Raw genomic sequence first — 17,345 nt, 5'->3', positions numbered from 1 at the left:
AAGCAGCGGCGGATCTCCAGCCTAGGCTGGCTACTACATACGAAAAGTCTAAGTGGGGCCGCGCATCGTTGCGGGCTTCTTTCAACGAGTAGGGAATTGTTGGGACTAGCTAAGTCCGCTTATGAAAACAACTCTATGCTATCCATTTATCTGCTTGTTGCATTTGCTTATCCGGGCCCGAAAATGGCAAACGGCTCCTAGGGTACTGGCTTTGGTTGGCTTGTCAATGCTACTTTCCGGAAGCGTTGCGGCAACTGAATCGCCCGATGCGCAAGTGACAACGCTACTCCGACAACAGCCACTCGATACCTTACACCCAGCAACTACTGAGGCGGCTCAAGTAGCCTTGTTTTACTGGCGTAACAGGTACGCTCCCGTCTGGACGCGGGCCGATGGGCCGGTACCGGAAGCTTGGGAAGGCTTACGCTTGCTGCAAAGCGCCTCCCAGTTCGGCCTAGAACCTACTGACTATCAAGTAGCACATCTGCGAGGGCTCTTAGATTCGCTCGCGCAGACACTTGGTCACGTTGTGCCTTTGCGCGTGCGTACGGAGCAGCACCTTACGGCAGCTATGCTTGGCTTTGCGCGCCACCTGCACGATGGGCGCATCACTAGCCTCGATTTGCGCCCGGCCAAACCTGTTGATGCTCCTGCGTTTGATGCCATTACGCACTTGCTGCAAGCCGTGCGCAGCGGGCAATTTGCCGCTAAACTGCTGAGTGCCCAACCCGATTCTCGTAGTTACGTTCGGCTGCGCTGGGCCTGGCAGCGCCTGCTGCGCACCGACAGCGTTGCCGCCCAACGAATGGCGTTGGCAGTAGCGCTCAATTTGGAACGCCTGCGTTGGGAGCCGCCCACCGATTCGTTATACTTAGTGGTTAATATCCCGGCGTTTAGCTTGCAAGTTGTTCGGGGCGCGCGAGTAGTAGCCACGCATCGCGTAATTGTGGGCAAGGCGAGTATGCCAACCCCAGAGTTGTTTAGTGCCGTAACTTACTTTCAAGCGGCACCCGAATGGCGAGTACCCCAAAGTATTGCCATCGACGAAATGTTACCCGGACTGCAACGAAATTCCGGCTACCTTGACCGGCATGGTTACCAGCTGTATTCGGCCACGGGCCAGCGCGCCAACGCATATCGAGTGAATTGGAAACAGATACGGCCGGAAACGTTTACCTACCAAATACGGCAATTGCCTTCGGCCCGTAATGCACTCGGGCACGTCGTGTTTCGCTTCATCAGCCCCTATGCTATTTACTTGCACGATACGCCCGCCAAGGCAGCCTTCCGCGCTACCAACCGCGCGTTGAGCCACGGCTGTATCCGCGTGGAAGAGCCTTTGGCGCTGGCATGCTTCCTACTCCAACGCGACGATACCAGCCGAGCTGTGCGCCGCACGCAGGAATTGGCAGCTAGTGTAATTCAAGGCCGAACCAAGGGTTTTTCGCTGCAAGCCCCCGTCCCGCTGTTGGTACGTTATCTTACTTGTGAAGCCGATGGCAGCCAGCTACGCCAATTGCCTGACGTGTATAACCGAGACCAAGCACTTGCTCAGGCCTGGCAAGCACCGGCCAAAACCAACTTACCCACTCTTGCCGCCGGACAATAAACAGCATGGCAACATCTACCAAGTATTAGAGCCAGAGAAGTAGGTGACGGCTATGCTATGCCACATTGCTCTGCTGCTAGTACATAAGCGCTTGCAGAGCAGGCACAAGTGAAGAGTAAGCTCACAAATGCTGAACTAGCACTTATAGCACATGGCCGTAGCGACGGATGCAAGGCTTCCAAAACTCAGGGTTGTACTGAATCCAGGCGTGCACGCCGAAGGGCAGGGTGCTGTTGTCTTGGTTAGAAAACGGCAGCTTGTCTTCTTCCCAGTTGTTGTAGTCGGCTCCGAAACGCTCGGCTACTTCGTTGGGCGGAATGCTGAAATTGGCCTCGAGTTTGGGAAAGTGCAGCGAGACAAATAAGTCGTCGAGGAAGATGCGCTTGCGCTTCTTGTTGAGCCAGAGGAAAAAATCGATGTAACGCCTGTGCTTGGAGGTGACGCGGTAGAACGTACTTGTTTTCTTCAGACAGAAGCCACCAGCTCCCACATAGCTTGGGCTATTGTAACCGATAAGGCCGCGAAACAGTGTTTTAGGCCGGATATAGCCTTCGTTGTAGATGACAGCCCCAATGTAGTCGTGGCCGCGGGCACACCATTCCTCGAGCTCGTCGCGGAAGACGAAGGCATCGAGGTGGCAAATCAGCATGTAGTCGTAGGCCAAGAAGCGGTGGTAGAATACCGGGGCAATCATGAGCTCGGCAAAAGCCTGCCAGCCGCGCCACTCGAATCGCTCAAAGAAAACTTGTGCTTTGCCCTCGCAGTAGGCCTCGTACCAGCTTGTGTCAAGCCAGGTAGGGGCCATAAAGGTGATGTGGTACTTGTGCAAGACCGCCAAGGTCTGCGCCAGAGAAATCTTTTCTAGCTCCGACGGCTCTTCCTTGTGGATGGGAATAACGACCGTTACCAGATAAGGTGACCGTTGCTTGGCTACCGCTTGGGAGAAGGCACCTGTTTCGCCAAGGCGAGTACCATCGTCGTCTGCCGGAATAACAGCTTCCAAATTACTAGTGATTAAAGGAGAAAAGTGTGGTTGTGAGAGGACGAGGAGCAGTTGTTAAAATAAACTGGATGATAGGTAATAAGATATTTTTTATAAATATAAAGGATATAGTAGCACATTTCGAGCATAGTACCCCGACGAGGTGCCTTATGCCGCTACATATAGGCTTTGTGCCAAAAAGGTTTCAGCTAATTACACGAGTCAAACTGTAAAGACTTCTTGCCGAGTAAACTTAAAGTTCAAGCCTGAATAAATGACATAGTGTTCAGCTTGGAATAGAGGTACTTCTAGAGGCTGCTCAGCTAGGATTGTTTTTCGGCAGTTGAGTTTAATATGATGCAAAATAAAAGCGGAGGCATACCCATAAAAGTAGATATAGTTGAATGTTCGGAATATGAAGCTGCGTGCAGCGCTGCAAAATTTTCCTTTTGACTTGGGTACGAATTAGAGAAGTAGCAGCACATAGTATTTCTAAAGCTTCACTTCGAGCGGAAGGCTGCGTGAGATTTTGCACTAGCTAGTGGGGCCGGATATTCTATAGTTCGGAGGGTACATTGTGCATCCTACTAAGCAGCGGCTGAATTAATTGACTTACCTCCTAGCTGTCCTATCCACGACACCGGCAAACAGTCAACAGGTGCTTCGGCATCTATTCCGATTCAGACCAAGCGGTTGTCAACATCGCTTATTGTAGTTGAAACTTACTAGACCTTTGGTACTCGTGTCAACCTACCGAGTTGATGCTGACGATACGTTAGACGCAGCAAAAAATTGATATTTTTTCATTGTTTTTTATCCATAAGCCTAGTGCAAGGCTTCTTGGCGTAGTTCACTTTCCTAGGCGATAAAAGCTGCCTGGCACGTGTGCAGTAAGTGTACAAAACTGGCTACAAGTGCAGCATGACGGTTTTTCGACCTTTGCATTTTCGCTTGAATGCTGAATATATTCAGCGGCAACAGCATCAATTTCTTTGCTTTCGGGCACTGCTGTCAACCTAGCTTCAACCTGAGCGAGGATGTGTGAGCTGGTCACGGCCCCATAAGGCAGCAAGCAATTGGCGCGCTGTCGCTCTTGGTTAAGTAATACTTGCATTACCCACCCCGACCCGTTGGTGGCTTGCTCCTATATCCATCCAATTCCCACTTTCATGAAACAACACTTGTACTTCTGTGCCCACTTTTTTACGAGCAGAACCAAGCTCTTTTTGCTGCTTGGGCTGCTTGTGGCCACCCTACTACCTGCCCGCGCCCAGCAACAGTTGGTATGGGAAGAAAACTTCGATGGCCCTACCATCAATCCCAACACCTGGACCTACGACCTCGGCGACGGTTGCGCACAAGGTGTGTGCGGCTGGGGCAATAGTGAACTGGAATCTTACACAAACCGCCCCGAAAACGCCCGCATCAACAACGGCAACCTAGTTATCGAGGCCCGCCGCGAAGACTACCAAGGCAAGCCGTTTACCTCGGCGCGTCTCAAGACGCTTGGCCGGGTGCAGTTCAAATATGGCACACTGGAAGCTCGCATCAAAGTGCCCGACCTGAGAAACGGTTTGTGGCCGGCTTTCTGGCTGCTAGGCGCTACCGGCACGTGGCCCGCCAGCGGGGAAACCGACATCATGGAAATGGGCTCGGCCGATGCAGTAGCGGTCAACTTAACCAACCGGCGGGTTGGCGGTGCCACGCACTGGCAAAACGCTGGTTCTCACGCGTCCTACAGTACCCACTACGACAGCCCCACGGACCTATCCACGGACTACCACGTCTACAAAATGACGTGGGACAGCCAGGCTATTCGCATGTTTATTGATGGCGCTCAGTACTATGCCATTGATATTTCTAAAGGCGCGGCCGCCGATTTAGAAGAGTTTCACAAAGCGCAGTACATCCTATTCAACTTGGCTGTTGGAGGCCAGTACACGGGCATTTACTCGGCCAGTGGCATCACGGCGCCCCTGCCAGGTCAGATGCTGGTTGATTACGTCCGACTCTACCAAAGCCCGGGCGACGAGCTGTATCTGGGCACCAACAACACCATTGCCGGCGACTTTGGCATTTACACCGAGAATCCGGCCATCACCAACAAGCTGGCATATGGGCAGGATGCTAACCTCTATATCTGGAACAACCTGACCAACATCACCTCTCCTACCCCAGTGCCGTTCGAGGGCTCGGAGGTGCTGGCTTTGCGCGCCGCAGCCGGCAACTGGTTTGGCTTGGGTGTAGACAATCAGATCAAGAACTTGTCAGCCTTCAACAACGGCTCGTTGAAGTTTCATTTCAAAACTACCTATACCGGGCAGTTTAAAGTTGGCCTTAAATCGGGCGCTAGTGAAAGCTGGGTGGAGTTTGCGACCGGCACTTCCCGCTACGGTTTGGTGCGCGACGGCGAATGGCACGAAGTGGTGATTCCGCTGTCGGCGTTCAACAACGGCGACTTAACGTCCGTCAATCAAACCTTTATGTTTGCCGGCGACGTGGCTAGTTCCACCGCCGACTTCTACTTCGACAACATCTACTACAGTGGCGGAGTAGCTTCCAACCCGGCCCCAACCGTCAGTTTGACGGCTCCCGCTAACGAGGCCCTGATTACGACGCCAGCCACTATCACGCTCACCGCCAACGCCGCCGACGCCAATGGCTCCGTGACCAAGGTGGAATTCTACAACGGCTTCACCTTGCTTGGCACAGCCACGACAGCACCCTACAGCTTCACTTGGAACAACGTAGCCCCCGGCGTTTATACGCTTACGGCCAAGGCCACCGACAACCAAGGCGTCGTGACTACTTCCGCGCCAGCCACTGTGTTTGTGGCGGCGCCCAACAACGTGGCACCGAGTGTAAGTTGGACTTCGCCTACTGCTAGCAGCAGCTTTACCACGCCGGCTACGGTTACGTTGCAGGCAGCGGCTTCCGATACCGATGGTTCCGTCTACAAGGTGGAATTCTACAACGGCGCTACGCTGCTTGGCACCGATTTGACAGCACCCTACTCCTATACTTGGAGCGGCGTAACAACCGGCACCTACACGCTGACCGCCAAGGTTACCGACAATGCCAAGGTCAGCACCACCTCGGCGCCCGTGACCGTGACGGTGAAAGACAATACCATTGCCGGCCCCGATTTTGGTGTCTATACTGATAACGCGCAGATTGCCAGCAAGCTGCTTTTTGGGCAAGACGCCAATCTGTACCTCTGGAACAACCTAGCCAACATCACCTCCCCCACCCCGGTACCGTTCGAGGGTTCGGAGGTGCTGGCCTTGCGCGCCGCAGCCGGCAACTGGTTTGGCTTTGGCATTGATAACGACGTGAAAAACGTAGCGGCCTTCAATAAAGGCTCCCTGAAATTTCACTTTAAAACCTCTTACACGGGCCATTTCAAGGTAGGTATTAAGACGGGCCGCGGGGAAAGCTGGGTGGAATTTGCCGCCGGCGCAACGCAATACGGGTTGGTCCGGGATGGACAGTGGCACGAGGTAGTAATTCCGTTCCAAGCCTTTGCCAACTTGGACCTAACCACACTAGACCAAGCCTTTATGTTTGCCGGCGACGTAGCCAGCGCCACCGCCGATTTTTACATCGACAACATTTACTACAACGCTCAACCTGTTAGCGTGCCGCCGGTAACGTACTGCGGCACAGCTGCTAGCGGCGACTATAGCTACGCGGCTGCTACTACGGGCTCCAGCGTTGCCTTCACGTTCCACCCCCTAGGCAGCGTAGTGGGCGGCAACTTAGCCATTCTCTACGTGGGCAATGCGGGCTATACCATGACGAAAAACACGGCCGGAGACTTCACGTACACGGTGCCCAATCAGGCTAGCGGCACCAATCTAAGCTTCTACTTCACGTACCAAGTAGGCACCAACGGCCCCGAACGCAACTCTTCGGCCACGCCGCACAGCTACACCGTTGGGACCACCTGCACCAATACGCCCGCCAACACGGCGCCCACGGTTAGTCTCACTTCCCCTGCTCCTTCCGCAACGTTTACGGCGCCGGCCACTATCACGCTCACTGCCAGTGCTGCCGATGCGGATGGTAGCATCAGTAAAGTGGAGTTCTACAATGGCGCCACGCTGCTTGGTTCTGCTACCAATACGCCCTATAGTTTTACATGGACTAATGCAGCAGCCGGCACGTACTCCCTCACCGCCAAAGCCACCGACAACTTAGGCCTGACGACCACCTCAACCGCTGTTTCCGTAACCGTAACCGGCTCTACGCCCGGTGGCGACACGGGTGGCTATTGCGGCACTGTAGCGAATGGTGACTACAGCTGGAAAGCCGTAACTACGGGCACCAACGTAGCCATTACGTTCCATCCGCTGGGCACCGTAGCTGGTGGCAACCTCGCTATTTTCTATGCCAACAATGCGGGTTACGGTATGACTAAGAATAGCGCTGGTGATTTCACGTTCACACTTCCAAACCAAGTTAGCGGCGCTACGCTCAGCATCTACTTCACGTACCAGGTGGGGGCCGGTGGGCCGGAGCGCAACTCCTCGGCCACGCCGCACAGCTACACCGTTGGCGAAGCTTGCGGCGTAGTAGCCAACGTACCTCCCACCGTCAGTCTGACTTCGCCAGCAGCTGGAGCCAGCTTCGCGGCACCTGGCACGATTACCCTCACGGCCTCGGCTGCCGACACGGATGGCACAATCAGCAAAGTGGAATTTTTCAACGGCACTACCCTGCTGGGTACGGCTACCGCGGCTCCGTACAGCTTCACCTGGAGCAATGCGCCCCTGGGCGCTTACTCGCTCACGGCTAAGGCTACCGACAACGGCGGACTAACTACTACATCGGCGGCTGTGGCCGTAACCGTGCAGGCTTCCGTTGCAGTACTGCACCAGGATGCAGACCGTCAGCCTACCAACAACACGCTCAAGCCTAATTTGCAGCTACGCAATGAAAGCGCGGCCGCCATTCCGTATCAGCAGCTCACAGTCCGCTACTGGCTCACGGTTGAGGATTACGCGCCCGTTCAAGCAGTTATCGACTGGGCGCAGCTCGGTACTAGCGGCGTGCAAGCGCGCTACGTGCAACTCACCGATCCTCGTCAGGGAGCATCCGGCTACGTGGAATACAGTTTCTCGGCCGCCACTGGCAGCTTGGCGGCGGGTAGCACTTCAGGACCCATTCAGTCGCGCATCTACAAGCAGACGCAGACCAGCTTCGATGAGGCGAACGACTACTCCTATACTGCCAACAGTGCGTATCTGAAAAATGAGCGCATCACGGTCTACCGCAACGGAGTGCTGATTGGCGGCACCGAGCCAGCATCTGTGCCTGCTGAACGCCGCCTGCAAGTGTGGACGGAAAACCGCGAACGGAATGCCAACAGCAATACCATCAGCACGACTCTGCAACTGCGCAACGTGGGCAACCAACCAGTAGCTTACCAAGACCTAACCGTGCGGTACTGGTTTAGCCCCGAAGGAACGCAGGCCATGAAAGCTTTCGTGGATTACGCGCAGCTCGGCAGCAACAACGTGAGCGTTACGTTCGGCCAAGCCGGCACGCAGTCCTACGCCGAGCTGCACTTCGCGGCTGCTTCGGGCAATCTGGCCTCGCTGAGCAACACTGGCAACGTGCAGTTCCGCCTCGCAAAGGCTGACTGGTCGGCCTTCAATCAAGCAAACGACTTCTCTTACCGGGCCGCTGGCCCCCTGGCTGAAAACGACCATGTCACGGTTTATGTGCAAGGACAGCGCGTGTACGGGCAAGAGCCAGCCGGCGCCAGTGCTAGCAAAGAAGCGCAGACGGCTGCAGTACTAGCTACATCCAGCAAGGCAGCTTTATTCGGTCAAACGGTAAGCAGCTACCCCAATCCGTTCACGGGCAGTACCACCCTGGAGTTTACGTTGGCGCATTCGGAAGCTTACCAACTTGCAATTTACGATACCAACGGCCGCCTCGTCCAGCACTTGAAAGCAGGTCAGGCCTTGGCCGGGCAGCCGGTGCAAGCGCAATGGCAAGCCGCTCGGGTTGCACCCGGCCTCTACGTAGCCCGCCTCACCACAGCTACCGGTGTACATTATCTCAAGCTCGTTCTGCAGTAATGTAGCTGCCAAAATCCATCCTCGGCAACTCGTAATTCGATTAACGCACTATCCCTCTTTCAGTTAGCTGGAAGAGCAGACGCTAAAAGCCAAACAGTAGCTGCCATCCTGTATAGGGTGGCAGCTACTGTTTAGGCCATGTTTGATGTGTCTACGTTCAACGCGCAAGCACCTGTTCTATGTGCAGCACGCCGGGCAGCTCAACGTGTGCGGGTAGCATGCCGGTGCGGGCAAAATCCATCCACAAGCGGCGTACGTGCTGCCCAGCTGCGTGAACATCATCCCACGCGGCGCGACCCAGCAACGGCGTAGCTACCCAACGCGCCGGCTGGCCGAGCAAAAGCGGCAAATCGATGGTGTGAGCGGCCCCAAATTGGCTGCCGAGCGGATGATACACCACCAGGAAATGGTAGGCGCGGCCGCCCGCCCGGGCGTGCCGGCGGGCAAACGCCTTAGCTGGGTCTAAGTAAATTTTGTGCGAACTTACTTTGGTTAGCAATCGGGAAAAGCGCGGGCCTAGGAACGGGATGCGGGGTATCCAATTGAACTTTGGGTCAATAACGGCAAAGAAGCGAGTTTCTTCTGCCGTGGCGCCAACTAGCACGTCCACGTTGGTGGCCACTGCTTCCCAAGCCTGCTCTAAGTCTGCCTCGGCAGGCAAGGGGTAGGCCCCGTACTGCGTCCCGAAAGGCATTCCTCCCTTCAACCCAAACTTGCGCGCCGCTTTTTGCACGGTACTTTCCCGGGCCAGCACCTCATCGATAGGTGCATCGGGGTGGAATGCACCTGCTGCCGCTACCATGGCTCGGTTCATGGCGTGGCGGTTAGCTGCCAGTCCTAGCGGAGCACTATGCAAGATAACGCGGCGAAACAGCCCTTTGGCCCCGTCTGCCACCATCAGGTGCGCAATGGCGTCGGCCCCGGCGGACTGCCCAAACAAGGTAACCAGAGAGGCATCACCCCCAAAGGCGGCGATGTTGCGCTGCACCCAGCGCAAAGCCTCCAGCAAGTCTAGCAGCCCTAAGTTTGGTTGTATGCCCCCTTCGCTGCCAAGGAAACCTAGCAGCCCGAGCCGGTAAGTTACTGCTACAAACACCACTCGTTGCTCGGAAACCAGCGCCGCAGGGTCATAAATAGGCAAGTCGCCGGCGCCGCTCACATACGAGCCCCCGTGCACCCACACAATCACGGGTAGTTGCTCGCCGGGGGTACGCTCAGCAGGCAGCGTCAGCGAAAGCCGAAGACAGTCTTCGCTGAAAGTCAGTTCTTCAAACAAATCACCCAGGACCTGGTCCAACCTTGGGTCTGCTACTTGCGGGCAGGCCGGGGCAGGAGCAGTGGCAAGAATAGGCGCCGCCGCGGCCGGTTCGGCAACCGGCGGCTGAAACCGCGTTGCACGTGCGTACCGGATGCCTGTAGCGCGCACCAGAGCGCCATCGCGCCGCCCAATAATGGTGCCTGCGGGAGCAAGAAACTGAGGAGTAGAAGAAGGCATTAAGAGCGAAAGTTGACTCTGGACACGACCCCTAGAGCCCATAAAAGCAGCTAGGGTTGTTTGCATACGAGTAGTGTAGCCGAATAGCTTATGGTGAGTACCGTCTTCCCCGTGTTGCCTAGCCGGCATAGTAAAGGCCTATCGATTTCTTATAAAGCCTCTACTAGTGTCAAAACAGTGGTAAGCAGCAGCTAGCAGACGGATGAGAAGGCAACCGACTTAACAGCTTGGCTTCTCAAATACACTTCATTCAGCTCCTCCGTTCTGGTAGATACCGATTAGCTTTCAAACCTGAATGCAAACTTGTTAGCCGGTTTTAAACCTTAAATATTTAATATATTTAATTGTTATTTTTCACTCTAGGTATGACTTGCCCACCGAACTTGATTTCCATTTTTTACACCCGACTTCATGTCTGATCTGCTACTTGTTGACCAGCTACGCTACAGGCTAGAGCACCTTCACCATTTGAACAGTGCCCATCCTTCAGTGGCCAACAGAAAGTCGTTGCGTGACCTGTTTACTTCGCCTAAGAAGTGTACAAGGCATTCCAAACGGCCATCAACACTATCTTAACCAATAAGCTCTAGTCCGCTAGGTAAGATGTAGCCTCCTAGCTCTCTATGCTTTTGCAGGGGTGGGAAATCAACTTATTACTCTAAACGCCTTAATGAAAAGCACACTACTTGACCAACTTCGGTTGACGCAACGGAGCCTTCAACAACAAAGTAACACCTCGTACACCACGGCCGACAAGCAAGCCCTTCGCGAAATGCTGTCTTCCACCATTAAGTGCTTGCAGGAGCTTTACCCCGACAATCTCTCGTTTCCCCAACGCGTCCAGTTGCTTCATCACTTAAGCTTGCTGGAACAAGAGCATTTTTTGCTTGCCCCCACGGTGGAAGTACCGCTTTCAGAATGGAAAAGCCTGCACGAATCACTGCTCGCTTCCATTAATACCACCTTAAGCAACGCCGCCGAGCACGAACACTAGGTCCTAAAGCTGCCAATGTTAGTTGCGCAAGGGCATAACCAGCCCGGCCCCTAACCGCGCTACAAAGTGTGTAGTTGCTTAGTAAGGCTATAGTGCCACCTGTTGCCCCTTGCGTCCCTAGTTCCCATCGTTGCTGTAGGATTAAGTTGCCGCAAGGGGTAACGCAGCTTTAATTGGTGGCAGCCAAGGAGCCATAGGTATCCTGTGGTGCCGCCTGGATTAAGCGTTTTCTCCACAAGTAATACGAAGCCAGCAAGACAAGCAGGAACAAACCTGGTGCCAATACCGCACCTAGTGAAGCACCCGAAAAAGCCCATGATGCCGCAGCGCCCAGCAAGTCGATAACAAAACCTGCGTAGGCCCATTCCTTGAGCGTGCGACCTACTGGCAGTACCAAGGCTCCGGCCCCAAGAATTTTGGCAACACCTAAGATGGTACCTAAGTACATAGGATATCCTAGCTGCTGCATAACCGCTTGGTTGTCAGCGGTTGGCTGCATACCCATGATACCAGAAAACAGCATGGCCGCTGCAAACAGCACGGTAGCTATCCAGTAAAGAATGTTAGTTGTTTTGGGACGCATGACTAAAACGCTTAAAAGTGATAAAATGCGGTTTCCAAAGCAGGCTATAGACTAATATACCTAGCCAGCAATTGCCAACCTTGTTAGCAAAAGTAGTAGAGCAGCCAGACTGATATAAGGAGGAATTGCGCCGAATTACGGGGGCATATGCGACAACACCTCCCACCCAAGTAGTAGAGAATGCTATCTGAGTAGAAGGCATGCTAAAACGATAGAAGGAGCAGCTAGCGAAAGAGTAAAATCTCTACTTCTTGACCGTGACAAATGCTACACAGCCGCCAAGAACTACAAGACTATTAGAAGTCATTGGTTAGGGAATTCGAATAGTGGGCCTTTCACTATTTATAAATAGGTGTTCGACCGTCTGCTACAGAACGGCAGAAGTTTCGGATTTCATTAAATACCAACAATTAGCTGTTCCAGACGAACCATCTGCTATAAGAATCAATACTACCTCTTGTCCATATCATATTAGGTAGAAATAAGTCTAGTCAAGTAACTTGCGTTTCCTGTTTTTATCTTATTTCATCAGTTCATAACATGTTTTCACGCTTCAATTACTGGTTCTATCTCGGTGTTATCTTATTCATTAGTCCGGCGGTGCACGCTCAAGCTCCTGCCACTCGCCCTTTAGCAGAGCTGATTAACCGTGAAGAGCCTGGATGGGTCCTTGTGACCGAGTGGTTGCGGGAAGCTAAAAACAAAGTGCAGGTTTTACCTAAAACCCCTGCTCGCGCAGACAGTACTCTCTTAGCAGCTCAGGTCACCACACGCTCGCCCATGGGAGCCATTATCTATGAAACTGGTGGCTTGTTGGTCGACGGAGGTTGGCTACGGATTCTTGGCTCGGGAAGTACAGCGCTGAACCGCACGCTGATGGGATGGAACCAAGGCAAGGCGGCAGGTCTGTTGCTGGTTGCAGACGATGTGCTCGGTGGCTTCTATGCCCTCAACGGTGGCGCTTTCGGTTCAGAATCGTTAGGCAAAGTTTTTTATTTTGCCCCTGACAACCTGCGCTGGGAACCCACCAATAAAACCTACTCGGAGTTTCTAGTCTTCTGCTTTTCGGGAGACCTCCAGGGCTATTATAAGAAGTTACGCTGGAAGGGCTGGGAGCAAGAAATAAGCACTCTAACTGGTACGCAAGGCTTAGCTTGCTATCCGTTCCTGTTTACCAAAGAAGGAAAGAACATCAGCAAGGACCAACGAGGAGTCGTCCCGATTGCCGAGCTATGGATCTTTGGTCAGGACATGCAGCGGCAATTAGACGTTGCGCCCTAGTTTGCTGTCAGGCTTCTAGCTCGGTGGAGAAGGCTATGTCTTGCTGGACAATAGGAGCAACGAGCTGCTCCACTACCGCTACAGCTAGTAAGCTACTACTAGCGGATATTGAGCAAGAAGTGGGGCATTTCAACATGACCGAACTCTTGCTCGAATAGCAATTGGTGTAGAAGTTTTCGTCGTAGATTGTTGCCCCTGCTTGTTTCAACGCCTATGACCAACTTTTTCCGTGCCCTCATGGTGCTGGCTTTATCAGCACCCCTTATTGCCCCGGCCCAACAGTTGCCCGCCCTCACTGCGCAAGACTATGCCCGGGCGGAGCGCTTCATGAGCTATAACACCCAACCGCTGGTAGATCACAGTATCGAGCAACCCAACTGGCTGGCCAACGACCGATTCTGGTACCGGGTGCAAACTGCGCAAGGCAGTGAATTTGTACTCGTTGACCCGGCTCGCAAAACCAAAACGCCCGTTTTCGACCACGCCCGCCTGGCTGCTGCGCTGTCCGCGGCCAGCGGCAAAAGCTACTCGGCCACTAAACTGCCGTTTCGCACATTCACTTTTTCAGACAATGAGCAGCGGATTCTGTTTTCGGCGGCCGGTAAAAGCTGGGAGTACGACCGTCGTAGCAACCAATGCCGCCCTGCCGCCAGCACTGCCTCAGATGGCAGCACTAGTTCGAACGAAGCCAATGAAATCGTCTCCCCCGATGGGCGACTAGCGGTTTACATTCACGACTACAACTTGTGGGTGCGCGACACCAAAACCAACCAGCAAACCGCACTTACCACCGATGGTGTCAAGGATTTCGGCTACGCTACCGACAACGCTGGCTGGACTACGAGCGACCGGCCCATCTTGCTTTGGTCGCCTGACTCGCGCAAAATTGCCACCTTCAAGCAGGACCAGCGCGCGGTGAGCGACATGTACTTGGTCACTACCAATGTGGGTAAGCCGACCCTTAAGTCGTGGAAATATCCGTTGGCTGGCGACCAAAACATCATCACCATCGAGCGAGTAATCGTGGAAGTGAATCCGGCCAAGGTAGTGCGCCTGCAGATGGCGCCTGATCCGCGGCGGGGCACCCTCTGCGACGATATTAATTGCGGAGGCACTGGTTTCGACGACGTAGATTGGAGCCCCGACGGCCGCCAGTTGGCGTTTGTTTCCACTTCGCGCGACCATAAGCAAGAGAAGTTCCGCGTAGCCGACGCTGCCACCGGTACCATTCGAGAAGTTTTCGGTGAAACCGTTGCCACGCAGTACGAGTCGGGCCAAGGTACCATTAACTGGCACTATCTACCCCAAAGCAAAGAAGTTATCTGGTACTCCGAGCGCGACAACTGGGGGCACCTCTATCTTTACGACGCCACCACGGGCAAGCTCAAGCACCAGATTACCAAGGGCAACTGGGTGGTAACGCAACTAGTGCAAATCGATGAAAAGCGGAGGCAACTGTATTTCCTGGCTGGTGGCCGAGAACCGGGCAACCCTTACTTCAGCTACCTCTACCGCATCGGGTTTGACGGCAAAGGCCTCACGCTGCTCACGCCGGAAGCCGGCGACCATCAGCTTACTTTCTCTCCTTCGGGCCGCTACTTCCTTGACAGCTACTCGCAACCTAACGTGCCGCCCGTCAGTGTGCTGCGGACGCTTGATGGCAAGCTCGTTTCGTCGCTAGAGAAAGCCGATGTTTCGCGGCTAACTGCCACCGGCTGGGAGGCGCCCACACCCGTTACCGTCAAGGCCCAGGATGGGCAAACCGACCTTTACGGGCTCATGTTCACGCCCACCAAGTTGAATCCAACCCGCAAGTACCCAGTTATCAACTATATCTACCCTGGTCCGCAGGGCGGTAGCGTAGGCAGTTGGTCGTTCCGGTCGGCACGAAGCGACCATCAGGCGCTGGCTGAACTTGGGTTTGTGGTGGTGGTTCTGGAAGGCAGCTGCAACCCACTTCGCTCCAAAAGCTTCCATGATGCCTGCTACGGCAATATGGCTGAAAACACCCTAGGCGACCAAATGGCCGGGATGCGGCAGCTCGCCCAGCGTTTTCCTTATATCGACCTCAACCGGGCCGGTATCTGGGGGCACTCGGGTGGCGGCTTTGCGGCCGCGGCAGCTATGTTCCGTTACCCTGATTTCTTCAAGGTCGGCATCTCCGAATCGGGCAACCACGACAGCCGCAACTACGAAGACGATTGGGGCGAGCGGTACATAGGGTTGCTTACAACCCAGGCCGACGGTACGTCCAATTACGACAGCCAAGCTAACCCACCATTAGCCAAAAACCTGAAAGGCAAGCTCATGCTGGCTCATGGCCTGATGGACAACAACGTGCCGCCCTACAATACCATGTTGGTAGTTGAAGCCCTTATCAAAGCCAATAAAAGTTTCGACTTAGTGGTACTGCCCAACGCTGTCCATGGCTACGGCCCCTATTCGCCCTACATGACCCGCCGCCGCTGGGATTACTTCGTGCGCCACCTAGCCGGCTTAGAACCACCCCAGGACTACCAGATGAATTCTATGCCCGAACCGCGCAACGAGTAGCTGCGAAAACAGTAAAAACAAAAGAGGGGAAGATTTGAGTTGGTTTCCGGCTCAGATCTTCCCCTCTCTTTTAAGTGGAAGTAAGGGTTATTCTTGGTTGAATTGATACGGTGGCAAAATGGCCTTTCAAAGTATCTCTCAGTACGTTTAAAGCCAAAACAGAAAAAAAGGCTGCTAGGTCTGCGCTACGAAGAGCCAGAGCGCACTAACGCTAGTCGCGCTTAACGACAGCTTCGATTCCTAAGCGATTTTTCTCTAGCTCGAAGCCCTGTGACAGATACACACGGTCTAAATAGTCTTCAAATGGCTCGCTAGTCTGGCCGCGCTTCACCGCTACCTCGTAGCCAGCGCGTACATCTGCCATAAAGTAGATTATCGGTTCCGTCTTCTTTTCCCGAGGAAGCCGCACGGCCTGGCGTTTCTGCAAGCGCACTAGGTACTCAGGTAGCTTGTAGTCGTTCTTGATGGCATCTACTACGTAGCCAGCCAGGGTGGAAATTTTGCCGGCTTCCTTGCGCTTCTTTAGTTCACTGATAACGAAGAGGACGTAGTCTGGGTCGAAATGCCCAAGCTCAATACGTTGCCCGATGGCTAGAATACTAGCCTCACTGATTTCGATGGCTCGCAGTGCTTCCATCCACTTTGGCGTCTCGGCCCCTCCAGGCTCAGGTAAGCTGTTCTTGCCTTTCAGCTTGGTGAACACAAACCGAATTTCCTGCACTCCACTCATGCCCGGTAGAGTCCGTTCTTCGAATTCAAAAGCTAGGTTGGTTTGGGCTAATTCCCGCTGCGCTACTTTCAAAACGCGGATTCGAAACATCGAAAACTTCGGATAATCCTCCTCCAAGCCGAGCAAAGATTTAAGCTCTTCCACGCCGAAGGTACGCTCTCCATACTCGCCGCGCTGCTTGAGCAGCCAGTAAATTCGAAACGAATGCGAGGATTTAAGCTTGAGCAGCTGAATCAATTCTACCTGGGTGAAATTGCCTTCGTTGAGCTGCAGAAGGTGGTCACGAACGTAGTCGTTGAAGCGAACCTTCAGCGCGCAATGGTCGCTGCTGTAGCTGGCATAAGCCATGAGCGGAATTTTCTCGAAATCCCCCATATCATCGTCTCCCCCACGGCGCTTGCGGCGACGCGGTGGCAACGCTGTGCGAATAGTCAGCTTCTTCGAAGTGATTTTGTCGCACATTCGCTCGAGCTGGTCGTAGTCATTGCGTGAGGGCCGACGGCCAGAAAGCGCAATGATTTCTCGCACTGGAATGAGCACTTCGTGAAACTCGGTGTCCTCGCGACGGATACGCGAGAGCATGGCCATAAACAACCGCATTTCTAGGGTTGTAAAACCAAAGCGCGCATTGACCAAGTCGTTGCGCTGTACCAGCAGCTTACTTGGGGTGGGAGTATCAGGGAATAGACTGCCTTGCATCGGGGACGCTGTTTGACGAGCCTAAAGTCAACAATTAAACGCTGGGAAACAAGTAACAGAATATGTTCCCTTTTCTTGTTGATATTCCCTATTCGTGCTTTTTGTTCCCTATTCGTGCTTTTTGTTCCGCCCTATTCGTGCTTTTTGTTCCCTTCCTTCGTGCTTTTTGTTCCCAAAAGCAGGTTCGTTTCGTGCTTTTTGTTCCCTTCCTTCGTGCTTTTTGTTCCCAAAACACACCTTAATAAACTAATTTTCAGTGATATACGGCGCCTATAATAGGTAGTAATAGGTTAACTAATAAAAAGAACAACCGGTTAAGGGTTGCTTTTT

At 53.8% G+C, this 17,345-nt stretch carries 9 protein-coding genes; 5 read left to right on the top strand and 4 right to left on the bottom strand.

Features of this window, described 5'->3' with window-relative positions; all coding sequences use genetic code 11:
- Positions 1-226 precede the first annotated feature (226 nt).
- Complete coding sequence (locus tag P1X16_RS29640; protein WP_277236386.1) at positions 227-1,609, top strand: L,D-transpeptidase family protein; 1,383 nt, start codon at positions 227-229, stop codon at positions 1,607-1,609.
- Positions 1,610-1,751: 142 nt separating this feature from the next.
- Here P1X16_RS29640 and P1X16_RS29635 read toward each other — a convergent pair whose 3' ends face one another.
- Positions 1,752-2,612: a DUF5672 family protein gene (locus P1X16_RS29635; protein ID WP_277236385.1), complete on the bottom strand. Its 861-nt coding sequence runs from the start codon at positions 2,610-2,612 to the stop codon at positions 1,752-1,754.
- A gap of 1,148 nt (positions 2,613-3,760) precedes the next feature.
- Here P1X16_RS29635 and P1X16_RS29630 point away from each other — a divergent pair.
- Positions 3,761-8,680 (top strand): Ig-like domain-containing protein, encoded by a 4,920-nt coding sequence (locus P1X16_RS29630; RefSeq protein ID WP_277236384.1) that lies wholly within the window; start codon positions 3,761-3,763, stop codon positions 8,678-8,680.
- A gap of 157 nt (positions 8,681-8,837) precedes the next feature.
- On the opposite strand, the gene P1X16_RS29625 is transcribed toward P1X16_RS29630, so the two are convergent.
- Positions 8,838-10,175: a carboxylesterase family protein gene (locus P1X16_RS29625; protein WP_277236383.1), complete on the bottom strand. Its 1,338-nt coding sequence runs from the start codon at positions 10,173-10,175 to the stop codon at positions 8,838-8,840.
- 670 nt (positions 10,176-10,845) lie between these two features.
- Here P1X16_RS29625 and P1X16_RS29620 point away from each other — a divergent pair.
- Entirely contained in the window at positions 10,846-11,169 is a 324-nt protein-coding gene (locus P1X16_RS29620; protein WP_277236382.1) for a hypothetical protein, read from the top strand.
- A gap of 169 nt (positions 11,170-11,338) precedes the next feature.
- Here the strand turns inward: P1X16_RS29620 and P1X16_RS29615 are convergent, their stop codons facing one another.
- Complete coding sequence (locus P1X16_RS29615) at positions 11,339-11,752, bottom strand: DoxX family protein (RefSeq protein WP_277236381.1); 414 nt, start codon at positions 11,750-11,752, stop codon at positions 11,339-11,341.
- Between the two features lie 540 nt (positions 11,753-12,292).
- Here P1X16_RS29615 and P1X16_RS29610 point away from each other — a divergent pair.
- Both P1X16_RS29610 and P1X16_RS29605 read left to right on the top strand, forming a co-directional pair.
- Complete coding sequence (locus tag P1X16_RS29610; RefSeq protein WP_277236380.1) at positions 12,293-13,033, top strand: DUF2625 domain-containing protein; 741 nt, start codon at positions 12,293-12,295, stop codon at positions 13,031-13,033.
- A 213-nt stretch (positions 13,034-13,246) separates the two neighbouring features.
- Entirely contained in the window at positions 13,247-15,586 is a 2,340-nt protein-coding gene (locus P1X16_RS29605) for a DPP IV N-terminal domain-containing protein (RefSeq protein WP_277236379.1), read from the top strand.
- Positions 15,587-15,797: 211 nt separating this feature from the next.
- Here the strand turns inward: P1X16_RS29605 and P1X16_RS29600 are convergent, their stop codons facing one another.
- Positions 15,798-17,015 (bottom strand): replication initiation protein, encoded by a 1,218-nt coding sequence (locus P1X16_RS29600; protein ID WP_277236378.1) that lies wholly within the window; start codon positions 17,013-17,015, stop codon positions 15,798-15,800.
- Positions 17,016-17,345 lie beyond the last annotated feature (330 nt).

Source organism: Hymenobacter sp. YC55 (genome assembly GCF_029433095.1).
In the GTDB taxonomy this organism is placed as follows: Bacteria; Bacteroidota; Bacteroidia; order Cytophagales; family Hymenobacteraceae; genus Hymenobacter.
This window is presented reverse-complemented; position numbering and strand designations above follow the sequence as displayed.

Bases quoted from the DNA above. Each gene is read 5' to 3' on its own strand.
- P1X16_RS29640 (WP_277236386.1), top strand. From the start codon at position 227: ATGCTACTTTCCGGAAGCGTTGCGGCAACTGAATCGCCCGATGCGCAA.
- P1X16_RS29630 (WP_277236384.1), top strand. From the start codon at position 3,761: ATGAAACAACACTTGTACTTCTGTGCCCACTTTTTTACGAGCAGAACC.
- P1X16_RS29625 (WP_277236383.1), bottom strand. From the start codon at position 10,175: ATGCCTTCTTCTACTCCTCAGTTTCTTGCTCCCGCAGGCACCATTATT.
- P1X16_RS29620 (WP_277236382.1), top strand. From the start codon at position 10,846: ATGAAAAGCACACTACTTGACCAACTTCGGTTGACGCAACGGAGCCTT.
- P1X16_RS29615 (WP_277236381.1), bottom strand. From the start codon at position 11,752: ATGCGTCCCAAAACAACTAACATTCTTTACTGGATAGCTACCGTGCTG.
- P1X16_RS29610 (WP_277236380.1), top strand. From the start codon at position 12,293: ATGTTTTCACGCTTCAATTACTGGTTCTATCTCGGTGTTATCTTATTC.
- P1X16_RS29605 (WP_277236379.1), top strand. From the start codon at position 13,247: ATGACCAACTTTTTCCGTGCCCTCATGGTGCTGGCTTTATCAGCACCC.
- P1X16_RS29600 (WP_277236378.1), bottom strand. From the start codon at position 17,015: ATGCAAGGCAGTCTATTCCCTGATACTCCCACCCCAAGTAAGCTGCTG.